The 15,413-nt window shown below is 50.5% G+C and carries 15 protein-coding genes, 1 tRNA gene and 1 pseudogene; 6 read left to right on the plus strand and 11 right to left on the minus strand.

Annotation, left to right across the window (positions count from 1 at the left end; genetic code table 11):
• Positions 1 to 115, plus strand: a 115-nt coding sequence (locus tag ACG0Z5_RS18480; protein WP_394450110.1) for an integrase core domain-containing protein, incomplete at its 5' end; no start/stop codon positions are given.
• 321 nt (positions 116 to 436) lie between these two features.
• Here the strand turns inward: ACG0Z5_RS18480 and ACG0Z5_RS18485 are convergent.
• Together ACG0Z5_RS18485 and ACG0Z5_RS18490 are read right to left on the minus strand one after the other, a co-directional pair.
• Complete coding sequence (locus ACG0Z5_RS18485) at positions 437 to 1,486, minus strand: DGQHR domain-containing protein (RefSeq protein ID WP_110511922.1); 1,050 nt, start codon at positions 1,484 to 1,486, stop codon at positions 437 to 439.
• On the minus strand, positions 1,483 to 2,082 hold the full coding sequence (locus ACG0Z5_RS18490; protein ID WP_110511923.1) for a hypothetical protein: 600 nt from the start codon (positions 2,080 to 2,082) through the stop codon (positions 1,483 to 1,485). Before ACG0Z5_RS18490 ends, ACG0Z5_RS18485 begins: the two co-directional genes overlap by 4 nt.
• A 368-nt stretch (positions 2,083 to 2,450) precedes the next feature.
• On the opposite strand from ACG0Z5_RS18490, the pseudogene ACG0Z5_RS18495 reads away from it, so the two are divergent.
• A pseudogene (locus tag ACG0Z5_RS18495) lies at positions 2,451 to 2,935 on the plus strand (integrase core domain-containing protein); the annotation flags it as partial.
• A gap of 367 nt (positions 2,936 to 3,302) precedes the next feature.
• Here ACG0Z5_RS18495 and ACG0Z5_RS18500 read toward each other — a convergent pair.
• A tRNA-Phe gene (locus tag ACG0Z5_RS18500) sits at positions 3,303 to 3,378 on the minus strand.
• 319 nt (positions 3,379 to 3,697) lie between these two features.
• Here ACG0Z5_RS18500 and ACG0Z5_RS18505 point away from each other — a divergent pair.
• A complete protein-coding gene (locus ACG0Z5_RS18505) occupies positions 3,698 to 5,836 on the plus strand; it encodes an ornithine decarboxylase (protein WP_394450036.1) in 2,139 nt (712 codons plus the stop codon).
• Positions 5,837 to 5,976: 140 nt separating this feature from the next.
• On the opposite strand, the gene ACG0Z5_RS18510 is transcribed toward ACG0Z5_RS18505, so the two are convergent.
• The 4 genes from ACG0Z5_RS18510 to mutY all read right to left on the minus strand — a co-directional run bounded on the left by ACG0Z5_RS18510 (position 5,977) and on the right by mutY (position 9,943).
• Positions 5,977 to 7,233 carry a nucleoside permease gene (locus ACG0Z5_RS18510; protein WP_394450038.1) on the minus strand — a complete coding sequence of 419 codons (1,257 nt, stop codon included), beginning with the start codon at positions 7,231 to 7,233 and terminating at the stop codon, positions 5,977 to 5,979.
• Between the two features lie 225 nt (positions 7,234 to 7,458).
• Complete coding sequence (gene mltC / locus ACG0Z5_RS18515) at positions 7,459 to 8,538, minus strand: membrane-bound lytic murein transglycosylase MltC (RefSeq protein WP_394450112.1); 1,080 nt, start codon at positions 8,536 to 8,538, stop codon at positions 7,459 to 7,461.
• A gap of 51 nt (positions 8,539 to 8,589) precedes the next feature.
• Complete coding sequence (locus tag ACG0Z5_RS18520) at positions 8,590 to 8,865, minus strand: oxidative damage protection protein (RefSeq protein ID WP_319628575.1); 276 nt, start codon at positions 8,863 to 8,865, stop codon at positions 8,590 to 8,592.
• Between the two features lie 25 nt (positions 8,866 to 8,890).
• On the minus strand, positions 8,891 to 9,943 hold the full coding sequence (mutY, locus tag ACG0Z5_RS18525; protein WP_394450040.1) for an A/G-specific adenine glycosylase: 1,053 nt from the start codon (positions 9,941 to 9,943) through the stop codon (positions 8,891 to 8,893).
• Between the two features lie 143 nt (positions 9,944 to 10,086).
• Between mutY and trmB the strand changes: the two genes are divergently transcribed.
• Genes trmB through ACG0Z5_RS18540 form a run of 3 tightly spaced genes read left to right on the plus strand, consistent with a single transcriptional unit; the run spans position 10,087 to position 11,906 of the window.
• Entirely contained in the window at positions 10,087 to 10,806 is a 720-nt protein-coding gene (gene trmB / locus ACG0Z5_RS18530; RefSeq protein WP_319628573.1) for a tRNA (guanosine(46)-N7)-methyltransferase TrmB, read from the plus strand.
• Positions 10,806 to 11,132, plus strand: coding sequence for a YggL family protein (locus ACG0Z5_RS18535; RefSeq protein ID WP_394450043.1), 327 nt, complete (start codon positions 10,806 to 10,808; stop codon positions 11,130 to 11,132). Before trmB ends, ACG0Z5_RS18535 begins: the two co-directional genes overlap by 1 nt.
• 54 nt (positions 11,133 to 11,186) lie before the next feature.
• Positions 11,187 to 11,906, plus strand: coding sequence for a DUF2884 domain-containing protein (locus ACG0Z5_RS18540; RefSeq protein WP_394450045.1), 720 nt, complete (start codon positions 11,187 to 11,189; stop codon positions 11,904 to 11,906).
• Between the two features lie 114 nt (positions 11,907 to 12,020).
• On the opposite strand, the gene ACG0Z5_RS18545 is transcribed toward ACG0Z5_RS18540, so the two are convergent.
• From ACG0Z5_RS18545 to ACG0Z5_RS18560, 4 genes are all read right to left on the minus strand, one after another.
• The gene (locus ACG0Z5_RS18545; protein WP_394450047.1) at positions 12,021 to 12,383 is read right to left on the minus strand and encodes an endonuclease domain-containing protein; all 363 of its coding nucleotides are present in this window, start codon (positions 12,381 to 12,383) and stop codon (positions 12,021 to 12,023) included.
• Positions 12,384 to 12,510: 127 nt separating this feature from the next.
• Positions 12,511 to 13,812, minus strand: coding sequence for a TRAP transporter large permease (locus ACG0Z5_RS18550; protein ID WP_394450049.1), 1,302 nt, complete (start codon positions 13,810 to 13,812; stop codon positions 12,511 to 12,513).
• Positions 13,812 to 14,315: a TRAP transporter small permease gene (locus tag ACG0Z5_RS18555; RefSeq protein ID WP_394450051.1), complete on the minus strand. Its 504-nt coding sequence runs from the start codon at positions 14,313 to 14,315 to the stop codon at positions 13,812 to 13,814. The genes ACG0Z5_RS18550 and ACG0Z5_RS18555 overlap by 1 nt, the downstream gene beginning before the upstream one ends.
• Before the next feature lie 63 nt (positions 14,316 to 14,378).
• Positions 14,379 to 15,365, minus strand: a complete 987-nt coding sequence (locus ACG0Z5_RS18560) for a TRAP transporter substrate-binding protein (RefSeq protein ID WP_394450053.1) — start codon at positions 15,363 to 15,365, stop codon at positions 14,379 to 14,381.
• Positions 15,366 to 15,413: the final 48 nt, after the last annotated feature.

Below are 15,413 nucleotides of genomic sequence, written 5' to 3' on the forward strand. Positions count from 1 at the left end.
CTGGCTGACGGAATACAACAGCGAGCGGCCTCATGAATCCCTGAATAACCTGACGCCGGAAGAATACCGGCTGATGGCTGAAAAACCGGAAACCTCAAAAAGTGTGTGGAACTAAAACAGGTATGCTTACAAAAGCTTTTTAGCATTGATTAAATGAAATTAACTGGGTTATCGGATTTATATAAAAAGATGATATTTGTGATGATTAAATAGAAAAGAAATGTACAGAACTAATCCCTTAATCCAATTGTAATGAATACTATTAATGGTTAATTAGTAAAGACAATCCATATCATTCATCCTTTTTTATTGGTAGTATGTGGTAATAAATATTTCAGGACGGACATTATTCAACTTACCTCGTTGAGGAATAATTACCACCTCTATGAGAGGTGGTTTAAGGATTAAATGGCAAAATAAAAAACATCGATTCTAATTATCGAAACGCCTCGATAATTAGCTTTGCTAATTTATTAATTTCTGCTTCACTTGTTCCGAACTGACCAGACTCGAATTTCACTTTTCTCATATCAAGGTGAATTTTCATTCTTTTAATCTCGTCCAGCATAAATTCGTAGTCTAACTTTTTCTTAGACAACCCTTTTTCATAAAGATATGGGAAAGCCTTCATTAGTGCCGCATAACCTGTTAACTTACTAAGACTAAATTCTTGTGGGTTTTCCCACTCATTTACATAAACATCCCTAATTGCGCTGAAAAAATTCAACATAATTTTTTGAATAACAATGTCATTCTCTTCAATAAAGTAATTTCTTAATACGCAGTTATTATTAGCCTCTAGCTCTTCACCCATTTTTAATCTTCTTGCATCATCATCGGGTTTTTTAGAAATATGCTGTATTAAATACTTAATAAAGGTGCTTTGAGAGAGCGAAGCATTATCTTGATCTTTTTCTTTTTTACCTAGCATCTTTAATCTATTATGAAACGGCGAGTCGGGATTACTGTTCATTCCTCTAGCAATTTCATGACATGTTTTTTGAGGACTTCTTCGCTCGGCCAAGGCAAATAAATCGTATACAATAGATGGATTTACACGAGTTTGTTTACTATTGATTATTGAAAAAACATATGCCTTTTCTTCATTTGTCAGATTGAACATCAACACTACAGGTAAATCAAATAATTTTGCATTTGATGAATTTTTAATTCCCCATAATCTGTGCTGTCCATCTATAACATCTCCGATGACAACCTCATTTTCAAAATAGAAGTAGGTGTCATCCATTTTGACATTAGATGACTCATCAACAGAAATAATAATTGGTGTAGGAAAGGTTGCATCAGGTTCTCCAGTATATTTTGCTATTTCAGAAACTCTGGATGATGATTTATCTCTTTGCACACCAAATTCAAAATCTCTACGATGATCAACCCTGACGATATCAAGTAAATCAATAGCCCTTATTGATGTTAAGTAGAAAGTGCCGATTGGCTGGTTTACTTCAATGTATTTTACTTTCATACTGCAACTCCATTACCATCGTTAGTCACATCATTGACCGCCGTGGTCTGTTTATTAACAGATGCATCTTCCGTATCAGCATAACTTTCATCTTCTATTTCTATATGAGATGTCATATTTAATTTCAATACTCCGAAAGTATAGCCGACTAAGAGCATTGAAATGAAATAAATTATAGGTTGAGTGAATCCATATGAAATATCTTTTGAAACCTGAAATGTTGCATCCTTGGATTGAGTGGCTGCATATATTATGCCAGAGAATAGAAGTAACATTATCAAAATAATTATAGATATTATCTTTATTGTTTTGAACTCAAGTTTAATACTAAAAAAACTTGTAAACATTGGCCCTAATGCAGACGCAACAAGAGCTATGGAAAATGTATAAAAACTACCTGATGAACCTTCTATGCCTATCGACTGAACGATGGAAACATCATGGGAATAATATCTGATTATTATGTTTGCGATAATTCCCATTTGCCCGCAAATGACCGTAAAAACAACCCATATGAAAAACTCCAATTTGTTTTTCATTATCGCGTCAAAAGGATAAGAAAGAAATTTGATTGCCAAGTTTTTATTTTTCACCATGTTTATACCATTTTATTATGCCTTGATTTAATTAAGTTAATATCTTTGTGATAATTAAATTATATGTTGATATATTTTTGATATCCTTACAATATTTAAATGAAGTTCCTTTGTTACAACATAATCATAATACTATTTAAAAAATACTTTGTGAACTAAGTTCTCAAAATATTCGATTTTAATGTACTCTTAGTGCTCAAAACGGGCGTTTAGGCTCAATTGGGCAATAAGCTCAGTAGTGTTACTGTATATAATTCATTGTAATGATGGTATGAAATACGAAGGAATCAGGTAATTCTAGCAATTTAAAGGGGAAAATGAGTATGTGACTGATGGGCATGTAAGCATCCCTGCATCGCGTTCACTGAATTTACTGCCTGCTAGAACTGAATTTTTGTCATAGGGTAAAACAGCGTACTTCCAGTACGTAACTTGGCACCACTGGCCACACCTTAGGCACTTAACAAGATCTGCTCGAGAGATTTAATGCACGATGCGCTGGTTTGTGGCAGACGCTTACGGACCTTCAATTTGGTGGATGATTTTAACCGCGAAGCCATGGCGATAGATTCAGCCTGAATATCCCAACACAATGAGTCGTCCGGTTGCTGTAGCAGATCGTGGCTATCGACTGAAGATGCGAACGGATAACAGACCAGAACTGATCTTACTGGCGCTGGCACCATGGGCTGAAGTGCATGGGGTGATACTGGGATTTATCAAGCTGGTTAATCCAACACAGAATTCGTTTATCGAACGGTCCAACCGGACATACCGGACAGAAATCCCGAATTTCTACCTGTTCAGGACACTGAATGAAGCATGTGAAATCACAGAGTGCTGGATGGCTGAGCCCCGAGTGTCTGGAAAAATGTACGGAACTAAAACAGGAGTGCTTACAGCCAGACAGGAAATGAGCGCCATATTACGAATGTAGGCGAATGTTGTCAGATCTTTCTACCTATGAAGAAGGGGAGCTAGCCAACATATTCCCCGAGCTTTAACTTCATTTTGGACAATCAGAAGTGAACAAACCGTAACTGACTCTATTTGGGAGACAGACGATAGGCATATTAGAGGATATGGATGTTTTTAAAAGCAAAGAACAACTAAGAAAACGACGAAGAATCCAGCAAACAAATAACCTGTTGCAACGACCAGAAATCTACCGTAGCTAGAAAAGGAAAAAGCCCCGCTTTGCAGCGAGGCTTTATGAATAGTGGTGCCCGGACTCGGAATCGAACCAAGGACACGGGGATTTTCAATCCCCTGCTCTACCGACTGAGCTATCCGGGCAACGGGGCGCATTAAACTAGATTCTGCCCGCCTCGTCAACGAAATTTGTGTGTTTCACGACGAACTGCGCAATCTCTCACCATTTATGCAAAAAAGCCCGTTCCAGAACAGCGATTTGATATCAATGTTTTATGCGCTTGGAGTGAATTTATAATCGTAAATTCTGCTTTTTTAGCGCCGTGCAGGTCGGAAATGTGCATATTGATTTCATCTTGCGCGGGTTGGCGAAAGGTGTAATTATTGCGCGAATTTTCTGCTTATCACCCCCGGGGCACCGGAATCCGGGCCTTTTATTCTCCCGATTTGGGTAGTCGCGCTTATGAAATCAATGCACATTGCCGCCAGCCGCGAGCTGGTATCTCGTCTTTCCACTCACCGTAAGGTGGTGGCGCTGGACAGTACCGATTTTACCGACGTGGCGGCAGTGGTCATTACCGTTGCGGATAGCCGCAGTGGCATTCTTACGTTGCTCAAGCGAACCGGTTTTCAGCTGCCGGTGTTCCTGTTTTCTGAAGAAGCGCTGGAAGCGCCCGAAGGCGTGGAGGCCGTCGTCAACGGCAGCGGGCAGCAGTGGCTGGAGCTTGAAGCGGCGGCCACGCGCTATGAAGACCATCTTCTGCCGCCGTTTTTCGACACGCTGACGCAGTATGTGGCAATGGGCAACAGCACCTTTGCCTGTCCGGGCCATCAGCACGGCGAATTTTTCAAGAAGCATCCGGCGGGTCGCCAGTTCTATGACTTCTTCGGGGAGAATATTTTCCGCGCTGACATGTGCAACGCCGACGTCAAACTGGGTGATTTGTTAATTCACGAAGGGGCGGCCAAGCAGGCGCAGAAGTTCGCTGCGAAAGTGTTTAATGCGGATAAAACCTGGTTTGTCCTCAACGGCACCTCGGCGGCGAATAAGGTCGTCACCAATGCGCTGCTGACCCGCGGCGACCTGGTGCTGTTCGACCGCAACAACCACAAATCAAACCATCACGGGGCACTGATCCAGGCCGGGGCCACGCCGGTGTATCTCGAGGCCTCGCGCAATCCGTTTGGTTTTATCGGCGGGATTGATGAGCACTGCTTTGATGACGGCTATCTGCGAGAGCTGATTCGCGAAGTCGCGCCGCAGAAAGCGGGTGACGCGCGTCCGTTCCGCCTGGCGGTTATCCAGCTTGGGACTTACGACGGCACCATTTATAACGCCCGTCAGGTAGTCGATAAGATTGGTCATCTCTGCGATTACATTCTGTTTGATTCGGCGTGGGTCGGCTACGAGCAGTTTATCCCGATGATGGCCGACTGTTCGCCGCTGCTGCTGGAGCTGAATGAAAACGATCCGGGCATTTTCGTGACCCAGTCGGTGCATAAGCAGCAGGCCGGTTTCTCACAGACGTCGCAGATCCATAAGAAAGACAATCATATTCGCGGCCAGGCGCGTTTTTGCCCCTATAAGCGGCTGAACAACGCTTATATGCTGCACGCCTCCACCAGCCCGTTTTATCCGCTGTTTGCCGCGCTGGATGTGAACGCCAAAATCCACGAAGGCGAGAGCGGGCGTCGGCTGTGGGCGGAGTGCGTGGCGCTCGGGATTGAGGCGCGCAAAGCGATCATTGCCAACTGCAAGATGATCAAACCCTTTATTCCGCCGACGGTGGCCGGTCGTCCGTGGCAGGATCATCCCACGGAGGCGATTGCCCGCGAACGCCGTTTCTTCAGCTTTGGCCCGGGTGAACGCTGGCACGGCTTTGAAGGTTACGCGCAGGATCAGTATTTTGTCGATCCGTGCAAACTGCTGCTGACCACGCCGGGGATCGACGCCGATACCGGACAATATACCGACTTTGGCATTCCGGCGACGATCCTCGCCCACTATCTGCGTGAAAACGGCATCGTGCCGGAGAAATGCGATCTCAACTCGATCCTGTTCCTGCTCACCCCCGCCGAGAGCACGGAGAAGCTGGCGCATCTGGTGGCGATGCTCGGCCAGTTTGAGCAGCATATTGAGGACGATACCCCGCTGTCCGATGTGCTGCCGTCGGTGTTCAGTAAATATCCGGTACGCTACCGCGATTACACTCTGCGTCAGCTGTGCCAGGAAATGCATGACCTGTACGTTAGTTTTGATGTGAAAGACCTGCAAAAAGCGATGTTCCGCAAAGAGAGCTTCCCGGCGGTGGTGATGAATCCGCAGGACGCCAATATCGAGTTTATCCGCGGGAACGTTGAACTGGTGCGCCTCAGCGAGGCGGAAGGGCGTATTGCTGCGGAAGGTGCGCTGCCGTATCCGCCAGGCGTACTGTGCGTGGTGCCAGGGGAAATCTGGGGCGGCGCGGTTCAGCAGTATTTCCTCGCCCTGGAAGAGGGGGTGAACATGCTGCCCGGATTCTCACCGGAGTTGCAGGGTGTATACAGCGAGAAAGATGCGGATGGGATTAAGCGACTGTATGGCTACGTGCTGAAGTCGTGAATAAAAAAGGGAGGGGAAATCCCCTCCCTTTGAGACTAATGACCAACTTTAAGCTTTTTTGCCCGATGGCGCTGACGCTTATCGGGCCTACAACACCGTAGGCCTGGCCAGTGTAACGCCGCCGGGCGCATTAGAACTGATTAGTGCGCCACAGGCTGCGCACCGTTTACCGTTGGCACATGTTTGTATTTGAACAGGGCCACGAAGGCGAAGGCCAGAACCAGCGAATACGCCGCGAAAATCAGCCATACGCTTTTCCAGTCGGTAATACCGCTGACGGTGTACATCTCAACCACTTTACCGCTGACGATCCCGCCCAGAATGCACCCGAAGCCGTTGGTCATCATCAGGAACATACCCTGCGCGCTGGCGCGGATTTCAGGGCGCACTTCTTTTTCCACAAACACCGAACCCGAGATGTTGAAGAAGTCGAAGGCACAGCCGTAGACTATCATCGACAGCACCAGCAGGACGGTGCCGAACGCGCTTGGGTCGCCGTAGGCGAACAGACCGAAGCGCAGCATCCACGCGAAAATACTGATTAACATCACGTTCTTGATGCCGTAGCGGCTGAGGAAGAACGGAATAGTCAGGATGAACAGGGTTTCAGAAATCTGTGAAATCGACATCATCACCGAGGCGTGTTCAACGATGAAGCTGCCGGAGAACAGCGGGTTGTTATCGAAGCTGTGCAGGAAGGTGTTGCCGAACATATTGGTGATTTGCAGTTCAGCGCCCAGCAGCATGGAGAAGATAAAGAAAATGGCCATGCGTTTGTTTTTGAACAGCGCGAAGGCATCGAGGCCCAGCATACTGCTCCAGCTCTGTTTCTGCTGCTGATTGGATACCGGGATATGCGGCAGGGTCAGGGTGAACAGCGCCAGAACCACGGAGAGCGCCGCGCCGATGTATAGCTGCATATGGCTCAGTTCAAAGCCAGAGAAGCTCACCGCCCACATCGCCATGATAAAGCCAATGGTGCCCCAGATACGGATCGGCGGGAAGTCGGTCACGATGTCCAGTCCCGCAGATTTCAGGCGGTAGTAGGAGATGGTGTTGACCAGGCCGAGCGTCGGCATATAGGCCAGGGAGTTCAGCAGGATAACGACAAACATCGCCCCCGGCGTGGTGACGCCCGCCGCCATAAACAGCGTGACGGCCCCGACCAGATGGCAAAAGGCATATACCCATTTAGCGCTGATCCACTTATCCGCCACGATCCCGAGCAATGTCGGCATCAGCACCGCGGCAATCCCCAGAGAACTATAGACGGCACCAATAGATGCCCCGTCGAATTTGAGCGTGACAAACATATAGGAGCCGAGTGTCGTCAGCCAGCTCCCCCAGAGACAGAACTGCAGGAAGGACAGTATTTTGAGCTGCAGCTTAAGGTTCATGTTACTTTCCTCACAAAGTGATCGGCGCTGTGTTGTTATAGAAACATTCATGGCGTGTATTTGATGCGATTCTATCGATGACGAGCGCGGCGTTTTGTTACCGCCCGCAAATAAATGCAATATTTATTCTTTTGCAGGATGGTTTAGTGACGCAAATAACATTTTTGTATGGCTGGAGAAGATAACCCTCTCCTTTTAAGGGAGAGGGCCAGGGTGAGGAGGAAACTACTTCCGACGGTAGCTCTTCTGCGTGTTGTTCACTTTATACAGATAGCGACGCGATTCCTGCGACGGATGGCGGGTGGTCAAGGTCTGATAAACATCCCCCGGTGCCATGTTGTTAATAATGTTGGCCGCCTGAACTTTATCGCTGGAGAACACCCGCAGCACGCTGCCTGCGCCGCCGTTGTAGGCGGTGATCACCGCATAACGCCGTGAGGTTGGGTTATCAATTCCGCTGAGATAAACGTTGTTGAGCATCGCCAGGTAGGCGGTGCCGGTGTCGATATTGCTGGCCGGGTCGAAAAGGAAGCTGCGGCTCGGCGTCCCGGATTTGCCCTGCGCTTTGAATACGTCTTTCCCGGCGGTGTGCTGCACGACCTGCATCAGCCCCAGCGCATCGGAATTGCTGACCGCATACGGGTTAAATGACGATTCGGTCTGCATTATTGCCAGAATCAACGACTCATCCACACCGTATTTACGTGACGCCTGGCGGACCATACCCATGTACTTATGTGCACGTTTATCAAGGTGGTTCGGCACCAGGTTGATGGTCACGCTGTAGATCATGTGCAGCCCGTTATTGCGGCTCTTGAGGCGGTTTTGTAGCAGCCAGTCGGCGTAGTTGGATGCGCGGCCCTGCCAGCGTATCGGCTGCCCGGTGTTATCCACCACCTGCCCGTACAGGAACGGCTCTTTAGAAATCTGAATATCATCGGCGTCGGAGTAGAGGTCAACCGAGCCCGGATCATCACCCATCAACAGCGTTTTGATGATGGTCTGACGCAGGCGGCCCGTCGGGTCGGTTCCGGCGATGGTTTCAAAGGTGATGGTGCCCGCATCAAAGTTGATGTGGCTACGGGTGTAGTACTGATCGGAATACTTCACGTAGTCCTTCGGTCCGGCGACCAGAACTTCGTTGTATCCCCAGATATTCTCGATGTTATGGGCAAACTGCCCCATCAGAATGTCAAAACCGTTGGTGTCCTTTACCCAGGCTTCATTAAAGGGCGTACCCTTTTTGGAGCCTGAACACGAAATGAGCAACGGCGCAATCAGGGCTAGCGCTAAATATTTTTTCATCATTCCGGGAGTGCGTGTTGTGTTGTAATAAAGGGCCCAAAGGCCCTTGTGTTATTGTTTTTCTGGTGGCGTATAGCCTTCGATATGAACCTCTTTCCCTTCGAACAGGAAGTTCACCATCTCCTGCTCCAGCAGCTTGCGGTGCTCAGGATTCATCATGCTGAGTTTTTTCTCGTTAATCAGCATGGTTTGCTTATGCTGCCACTGGGCCCAGGCTTCTTTTGAAATTTCGTTATAGATGCGTTTTCCAAGCTCGCCCGGATAAAGCTGGAAGTCCTGGCCTTCAGCGTCGCGCTGCAGGAAGGTACAAAAAATGGTTCTGCTCATGACTATTCCTCTTTATGGCCGTCGCTCACACCAGAGCGCCGGCGCGTAACTGCTGTAACAGGCGCTCCACGGGGGCTGCCAGCCCGACTGACGGTGGCTGGGCTAAGTTATACCAGAGAGCGGCGCCTTCATCCATGCACGCGTCCATTGACTGCACGCGGAGCCACATAGGCACAATATCCAGATGGAAATGGCTGAAGGTATGGCGAAACGCGGTTTGCTGAGCAAGAGTATCGGCGTTAATTTGCCGCTGGGCTAACCACTCGCGCAAATCGCTTTCCGACGTAAACTGCGGGAAGCAGAACAGGCCACCCCACAGACCGCTCGGCGGACGCTGGAACAGCAACACCTCGTCGTCGTGCTGGATAATCAGCAAATAGCCCACGCGCTCCGGCAGGGTTTGCTTCGGCTTCTTGCCGGGATACTGCGCCCAGCTATGGTTGGCATACGCCACGCAGCCGGTTTTCAGCGGGCACAGTTCGCATTTGGGTTTTGAACGGGTGCAGACCATCGCCCCTAAATCCATCATTGCCTGATTAAAACGCTCCACGCCTTTTGCGGGGGTGACGTCTTCACTGATTTCCCACAGCCGCTTTTCCACGTCTTTTTTACCCGGCCAGCCATCGACCGCGTAACAGCGGGCCAGCACGCGTTTTACGTTGCCATCCAGAATGGGGAAATGTTTACCGAGCGACAGCGACAGCACCGCGCCTGCGGTGGAGCGCCCAACGCCGGGCAGGGCGGCGACTTCATCAAAGGTTTGCGGAAAGACGCCGTTATGCAAGGTGGCGACCTGCTGTGCCGCTTTGTGCAGATTGCGCGCCCGGGCGTAATAGCCCAGACCGGTCCACAGATGCAGCACTTCATCGAGCGGCGCATTTGCGAGGTCGGTAATGGTCGGGAAACGCGCCATAAAGCGCTCAAAATAAGGGATAACGGTAGCAACCTGAGTTTGTTGCAACATCACCTCAGAGAGCCATACTTTGTACGGCGTTTTTTCCATTTGCCAGGGCAGGGTCTTACGCCCATATTTGTCGTACCAGTCCAGCACCTGGGCTGAAAATTGAGAGGCTTGCATGGCTACCGATTCGCTGTATCAGGGACGCAGATTGCAGCACAGCGTCACCGGGCTGTAAACCGGATCTTTCCCATGCTTGCATACTTCGCCTGAGTTTGGATAATGCCCGTTTCCCGAATACTCACCAGGTAGACAGAATTTTTATGAACAACGACGTCATTTCACCGGAATTTGATGAAGACGGCCGCCCGATGCGCCGTATTCGTAGCTTTGTCCGCCGTCAGGGCCGTCTGACCAAAGGGCAGCAGCACGCGCTGGACAACTATTGGCCGGTGATGGGCGTCGAGTTTAGCGAAACCCCTGTCGACTTCGTGGCCCTGTTTGGTCGCGACGCACCGACCACGCTGGAGATTGGTTTTGGCATGGGCGCATCGCTCGTCACCATGGCAAAGGCCAAGCCGGAGCAGAATTTCTTAGGCATTGAAGTACACTCCCCGGGCGTCGGCGCGTGTCTGGCGTCTGCCCATGAAGAGGGCGTGGAAAACCTGCGCGTGATGTGTCACGACGCGGTGGAAGTGCTGCACAAAATGATTCCTGACAATTCTCTCAACATGGTGCAGCTGTTTTTCCCTGACCCGTGGCATAAAGCGCGTCATAATAAACGCCGTATCGTTCAGGCTCCTTTTGCTGAGCTTGTGAAAAGCAAGCTGAAGCTCGGCGGCGTCTTCCACATGGCGACCGACTGGGAACCCTATGCGGAGCACATGCTGGAAGTGATGTCGTCGCTGGAGGGTTACAAAAACCTGTCAGAAAGTAACGACTACGTACCGCGTCCGGAATCACGTCCGGTGACCAAATTTGAACAGCGTGGCCATCGTCTTGGTCACGGCGTATGGGACTTAATGTTCGAGAGGGTGAAATAATGGCGAAGAACCGTAGCCGTCGTCTGCGTAAGAAAATGCATATCGACGAATTCCAGGAATTAGGATTTTCCGTTTCATGGCGTTTCCCGGAAGGCAGCACCGAAGAGCAAATCGATAAAACCGTTGATGATTTCATTAACGAAGTTATCGAGCCGAACAAGCTGGCCTTTGACGGCAGCGGCTATCTGGCCTGGGAAGGCCTGATTTGCATGCAGGAAATCGGAAAATGTACCGAAGAACACCAGGCCGTCGTGCGTAAATGGCTGGAAGACAGAAAGTTCGAAGAAGTGCGCACCAGCGAACTTTTCGACGTTTGGTGGGACTAAACAAACATAAAGGGCCAGCAATCGCTGGCCCGTTTTGTCTTTACAGGAGTTTCTATGATGCGCAAAACGATGCTGGCCGCGGCGCTGTCCGTGACCGCGTTTGCAGCCCAGGCGGATTATCAATGCAGCGTCACCCCGCGTGATGACGTTATCCTCAACCCGCAAACCGTGCAGGTGAAAGGCGAGAACGGCAATCTGGTGATCGCTCCGGATGGCAACGTGATGTACAACGGAAAACAATACACCCTGAGCGCGGCCCAGCGCGAGCAGGCGAAAGATTATCAGGCTGAGCTGCGTGCCGCCCTGCCGTGGATTGACGAAGGGGCTCGCACCCGGGTGGATAAAGGCCGGGTGGCGCTGGATAAAATCATCACCGAGCAGGTGGGGGCAGATAGCAACATGCATTCGCGTCTGACCAAACTCGATGCGCAGCTGAAAGCGCAAATGAACCGTATCATCGAGCACCGCACCGACGGTCTGACCTTCCACTATAAAGGCGTTGATCAGGTTCGTGCTGACGGCCAGCAGCTGGTCAATCAGGCGATGGGCGGTATCTTGCAGGACAGCATCAATGAGATGGGCGCGAAAGCAGTCGTGAAAGGCGGCGGTAATCCTCTGCAAGGTATTTTAGGCAGCCTCGGCGGCCTGCAAGGAGCCATTCAGGACGAATGGAAGAACCAGCAGGCTGATTTCCAGAAGTTCGGCAAAGACGTGTGTAGCCGCGTCGTGACGCTGGAAGAGAGCCGGAAAGCGCTGGTGGGCGGGCTGAAATAACGACACTGTTTTCCCCTCACCCTAACCCTCTCCCCACAGGGGCGAGGGGATAAAGTCCCTCTCCTTTGGGCACCCCACAGGGGCGAGGGGATAAAGCCTTTCTCCCTCTCCCTTTTAGGGAGAGGGCCGGGGTGAGGGTAAAACTTCCCGCAAAACCTCAAGTATCCTCTCCAGCACCGCAACTTCGTTCTCCCACAGCTCATTATTCCAGAACCGTAAAACTCGCCATCCTCTTTGATTCAGAAACTGAGTGCGCCGCCGGTCATAGCCCAACTGCGCTTCATGCTGGCCCCCATCCAGTTCAATGACCAGACGAGCCTCGCAGCAGGCAAAATCAAGGATATAGGGTTCAAAAGGATGCTGGCGACGGAATTTATACTGTGCAAAACGGCGGCTACGTAAGAGATACCACAGCTTTCGTTCTTCTTGGGTGAGTTCACGTCGCAACTGACGCGCAAAGCATTTTATCTTGTCCATCCCCCAAATCTGCCAGCAATAAAAGCCGCTGTCAGAATGGGAGATGAAAACTGGAATCGTGCTTCAGGATTCGTCAGAAAGGAACCGCTTATTGTGTTCGGTAATTTGCCATTCGCTCTCACTCGCGTTACATCAATCCCAGGGCCTGGGGAATAAACAGCGAAATCTGCGGGATGTAGGTTATCAACATCAGCGCAACCAACAGGGCAAAGTAGAAGGGCAGTAGCGGCTTGATCAGGTGTTGGATCTTCACCCCAGAAATTGAACACCCGACAAACAACGCGCTACCGACCGGCGGGGTTAACAGGCCGATGCACAGGTTAGCCACCATCATTATCCCGAAGTGCACCGGATCCATCCCAAGCTCTTGCGCGATCGGCAGGAAGATAGGGGTGAAGATAAGCACCGCGGGGGTCATATCCATAAAAATGCCCACGATCAGCAGCACGATGTTAATCAGCAGCAGAATTATCAGCGGGTTATCGGAGATCCCCATCAGCGTGTCGCTGATCAGATAGGGAATATCCGCATTGGTCATCGCCCAGGACATACCGACAGAAAAACCAATCAGCAACAGCACGATTGAGGTCGTGACCACCGACTCGAGGATCAGTTTCGGCAGGTCGCGCCACTTCACTTCCCGGTAAATAATCACCGACAGGATAAAGGTATACACCACCGCGATGGCCGAGGCTTCGGTCGCGGTAAATACTCCGCCCAGAATCCCCCCCATCACGATAACCACTAACAGCAAGCTCGGCAGCGCGTCGAGAAGCGCTTTGGCGGCTTGCGCACAGGTCGGCCGCTCGGAAAGCGGATATCCCCGGCGCTTGGCGATAATGGCGCAAACCACCATGATAGCCAGCCCCATCAGGATCCCCGGCAAATAGCCCGCCATAAACAGGGACGCGACAGAAACGCCCCCCGCCGTGAGGGAGAACACAATCAGCACGTTTGAGGGAGGGATCAGCAACCCGGTAATACAGGACGAGACGTTCACCGCGGTAGAGAATGCCGGATCGTACCCCTTTTTGCTCTGGATAGGATTCAGCGTGCCGCCGACCGCCGCTGCGGCCGCCACTGCCGAACCGGAGATCGAGCCAAACATCATATTTGCCAGCACGTTTACATGCCCAAGCGACCCCGGCACCCGGCCCACCATGACCTGGGCGAGGTTAATCAAACGGATAGCTATCCCGCCGCTGTTCATCAGCGTTCCGGCGAAAATGAAGAACGGAATTGCCAGCAGAGCAAAGTTATCCAACCCGTTGGCCAGACGTTGGGAAACGGTAATCACGGCGATGTCCCAGGGGAACATCAGCAGCATGGAGGTGACCGTGGCGATGCCGATGGAAAAGGAAATCGGCACGCCGATGAATACCAGGACAAAGAAACAACCGAATAAAGTCAGAGCGATATATCCGTCCATCAGTGCGCCGCCTCCTGCGGATGGGTCAGGCGATGTAGATTCTGGTGAATAAAGTACAGGGCGTAAAACATCATCACGCTGCCGCACAACGGCAGGATGAGATACACATGGCCCATCGGGATTTGCATCGCGGCGGAAACCTGGGCGGTGGCCAGCGTTTTATCGATAAGTTTCAGGCCGCCGGTGACGATAACGAGAGCGGAAAACAGGAAAATCAGGATATTGATAATGACGTTTAGCAGCGCCTGTTTTTGCGTGCTCAGCGTCATAGCCAGCAGATCAATCGCCAAATGGCGTTGGGCGCCGACGGTGTAGGCGGCCCCTAACAGGCCGACCCAGATCATCAGAAAACGAGCCAGTTCATCGGTCATGGTGCTGGGCTGATTCAGCACATAGCGGCTGAAGACTTGCCACACCACACAGACCACCAGTGCGACCATCACGACGACGGAAAACGCCGCAATGGTGCGATCTACCACCTGTTTAATGCGGTTTAAAATCATTTGGATATACCCTGGAGAGAATACTCGAGAGAATAAAGGGCCTGTCGCCAGACCCCTGTCACGTTATTCAGCAGCCTGTTCGAATTTTGCGAGCAAAGCCGCCTGTTTCGGGTCTTTGTTGAAATCGTCATACAGCGGTTGGACTGCAGCCCGGAACGGGGCTTTATCCACCGTGACGAAGGTTGCGCCCATCGCTTTTGCCTGTGCGCGGGTTTCCGCTTCCACCTTTGCCCAAGCTTTTTGCTGCCATGCCTCAGAGTCTGTCGCGGCTTTGTTCAGGATCTGCTGTTGTTCAGGGGTAAGTTTGTCCCAGGTTTTGGTGGAGATGACCAGGAAGTCAGGGATAGAGGCGTGTTCATCTTCGGAATAGACTTTGGCGATTTCGATATGGCGGGTCTGCACCCACGATGGGACGTTATTTTCTGCCCCATCGACCACACCCTGCTGCATCGCGGTGTACACTTCGCCAAATGAGATAGGGGTTGGCGAACCGCCCATTAATTCGACCATTTTCAGCGTGGTCGGGCTCGCCTGAACGCGAATTTTCTGTCCCTTAAGATCGTCTGGTTTAGTGATGGCTTTTTTGGCATAAAAACTGCGAGTACCGGCGACATAGGCAGAAAGGGCAAAGAAACCTTTATCTTTGCTGGACGCCATTATTTCCTTTCCAACATTGCCAAAAACGACGTTATCGAAATGCTTCTGATCTTTAAATAAATAAGGGAGGTTATAAATGGCATACGTATTATCAAATGACTCCAGATCGCTGGCGGAGCCTTTGGTCATATCCAGCGCACCGTTCTGTAATAATTCCATGGTTTCGCGCGCGCTGCCCATCTGACTGCTCGGATAAATACGGATAGTCATTTTGCCGTCAGAAAGTTGTTTGACCTCTTTTGCCATTTGCTCAAAGGCCTGATGAACCACATGGCTGCGTTCCAGGTTATGTGCCAGTTTTAACGTCACTTTTTCTGCTGCCTGCGCCGTGGTGGCAAACAGCGCCAGCATTGATATGCCCAGTAAAGAACGTGTAGTCATGTTCATTTTCATTATTGGCTCCATGCACAAAAAAAAGAAGGGGAGATGGTTCACAGGAAA

Source organism: Scandinavium sp. M-37, assembly GCF_043558715.1.
GTDB lineage: Bacteria > Pseudomonadota > Gammaproteobacteria > Enterobacterales > Enterobacteriaceae > Scandinavium > Scandinavium vulneris_A.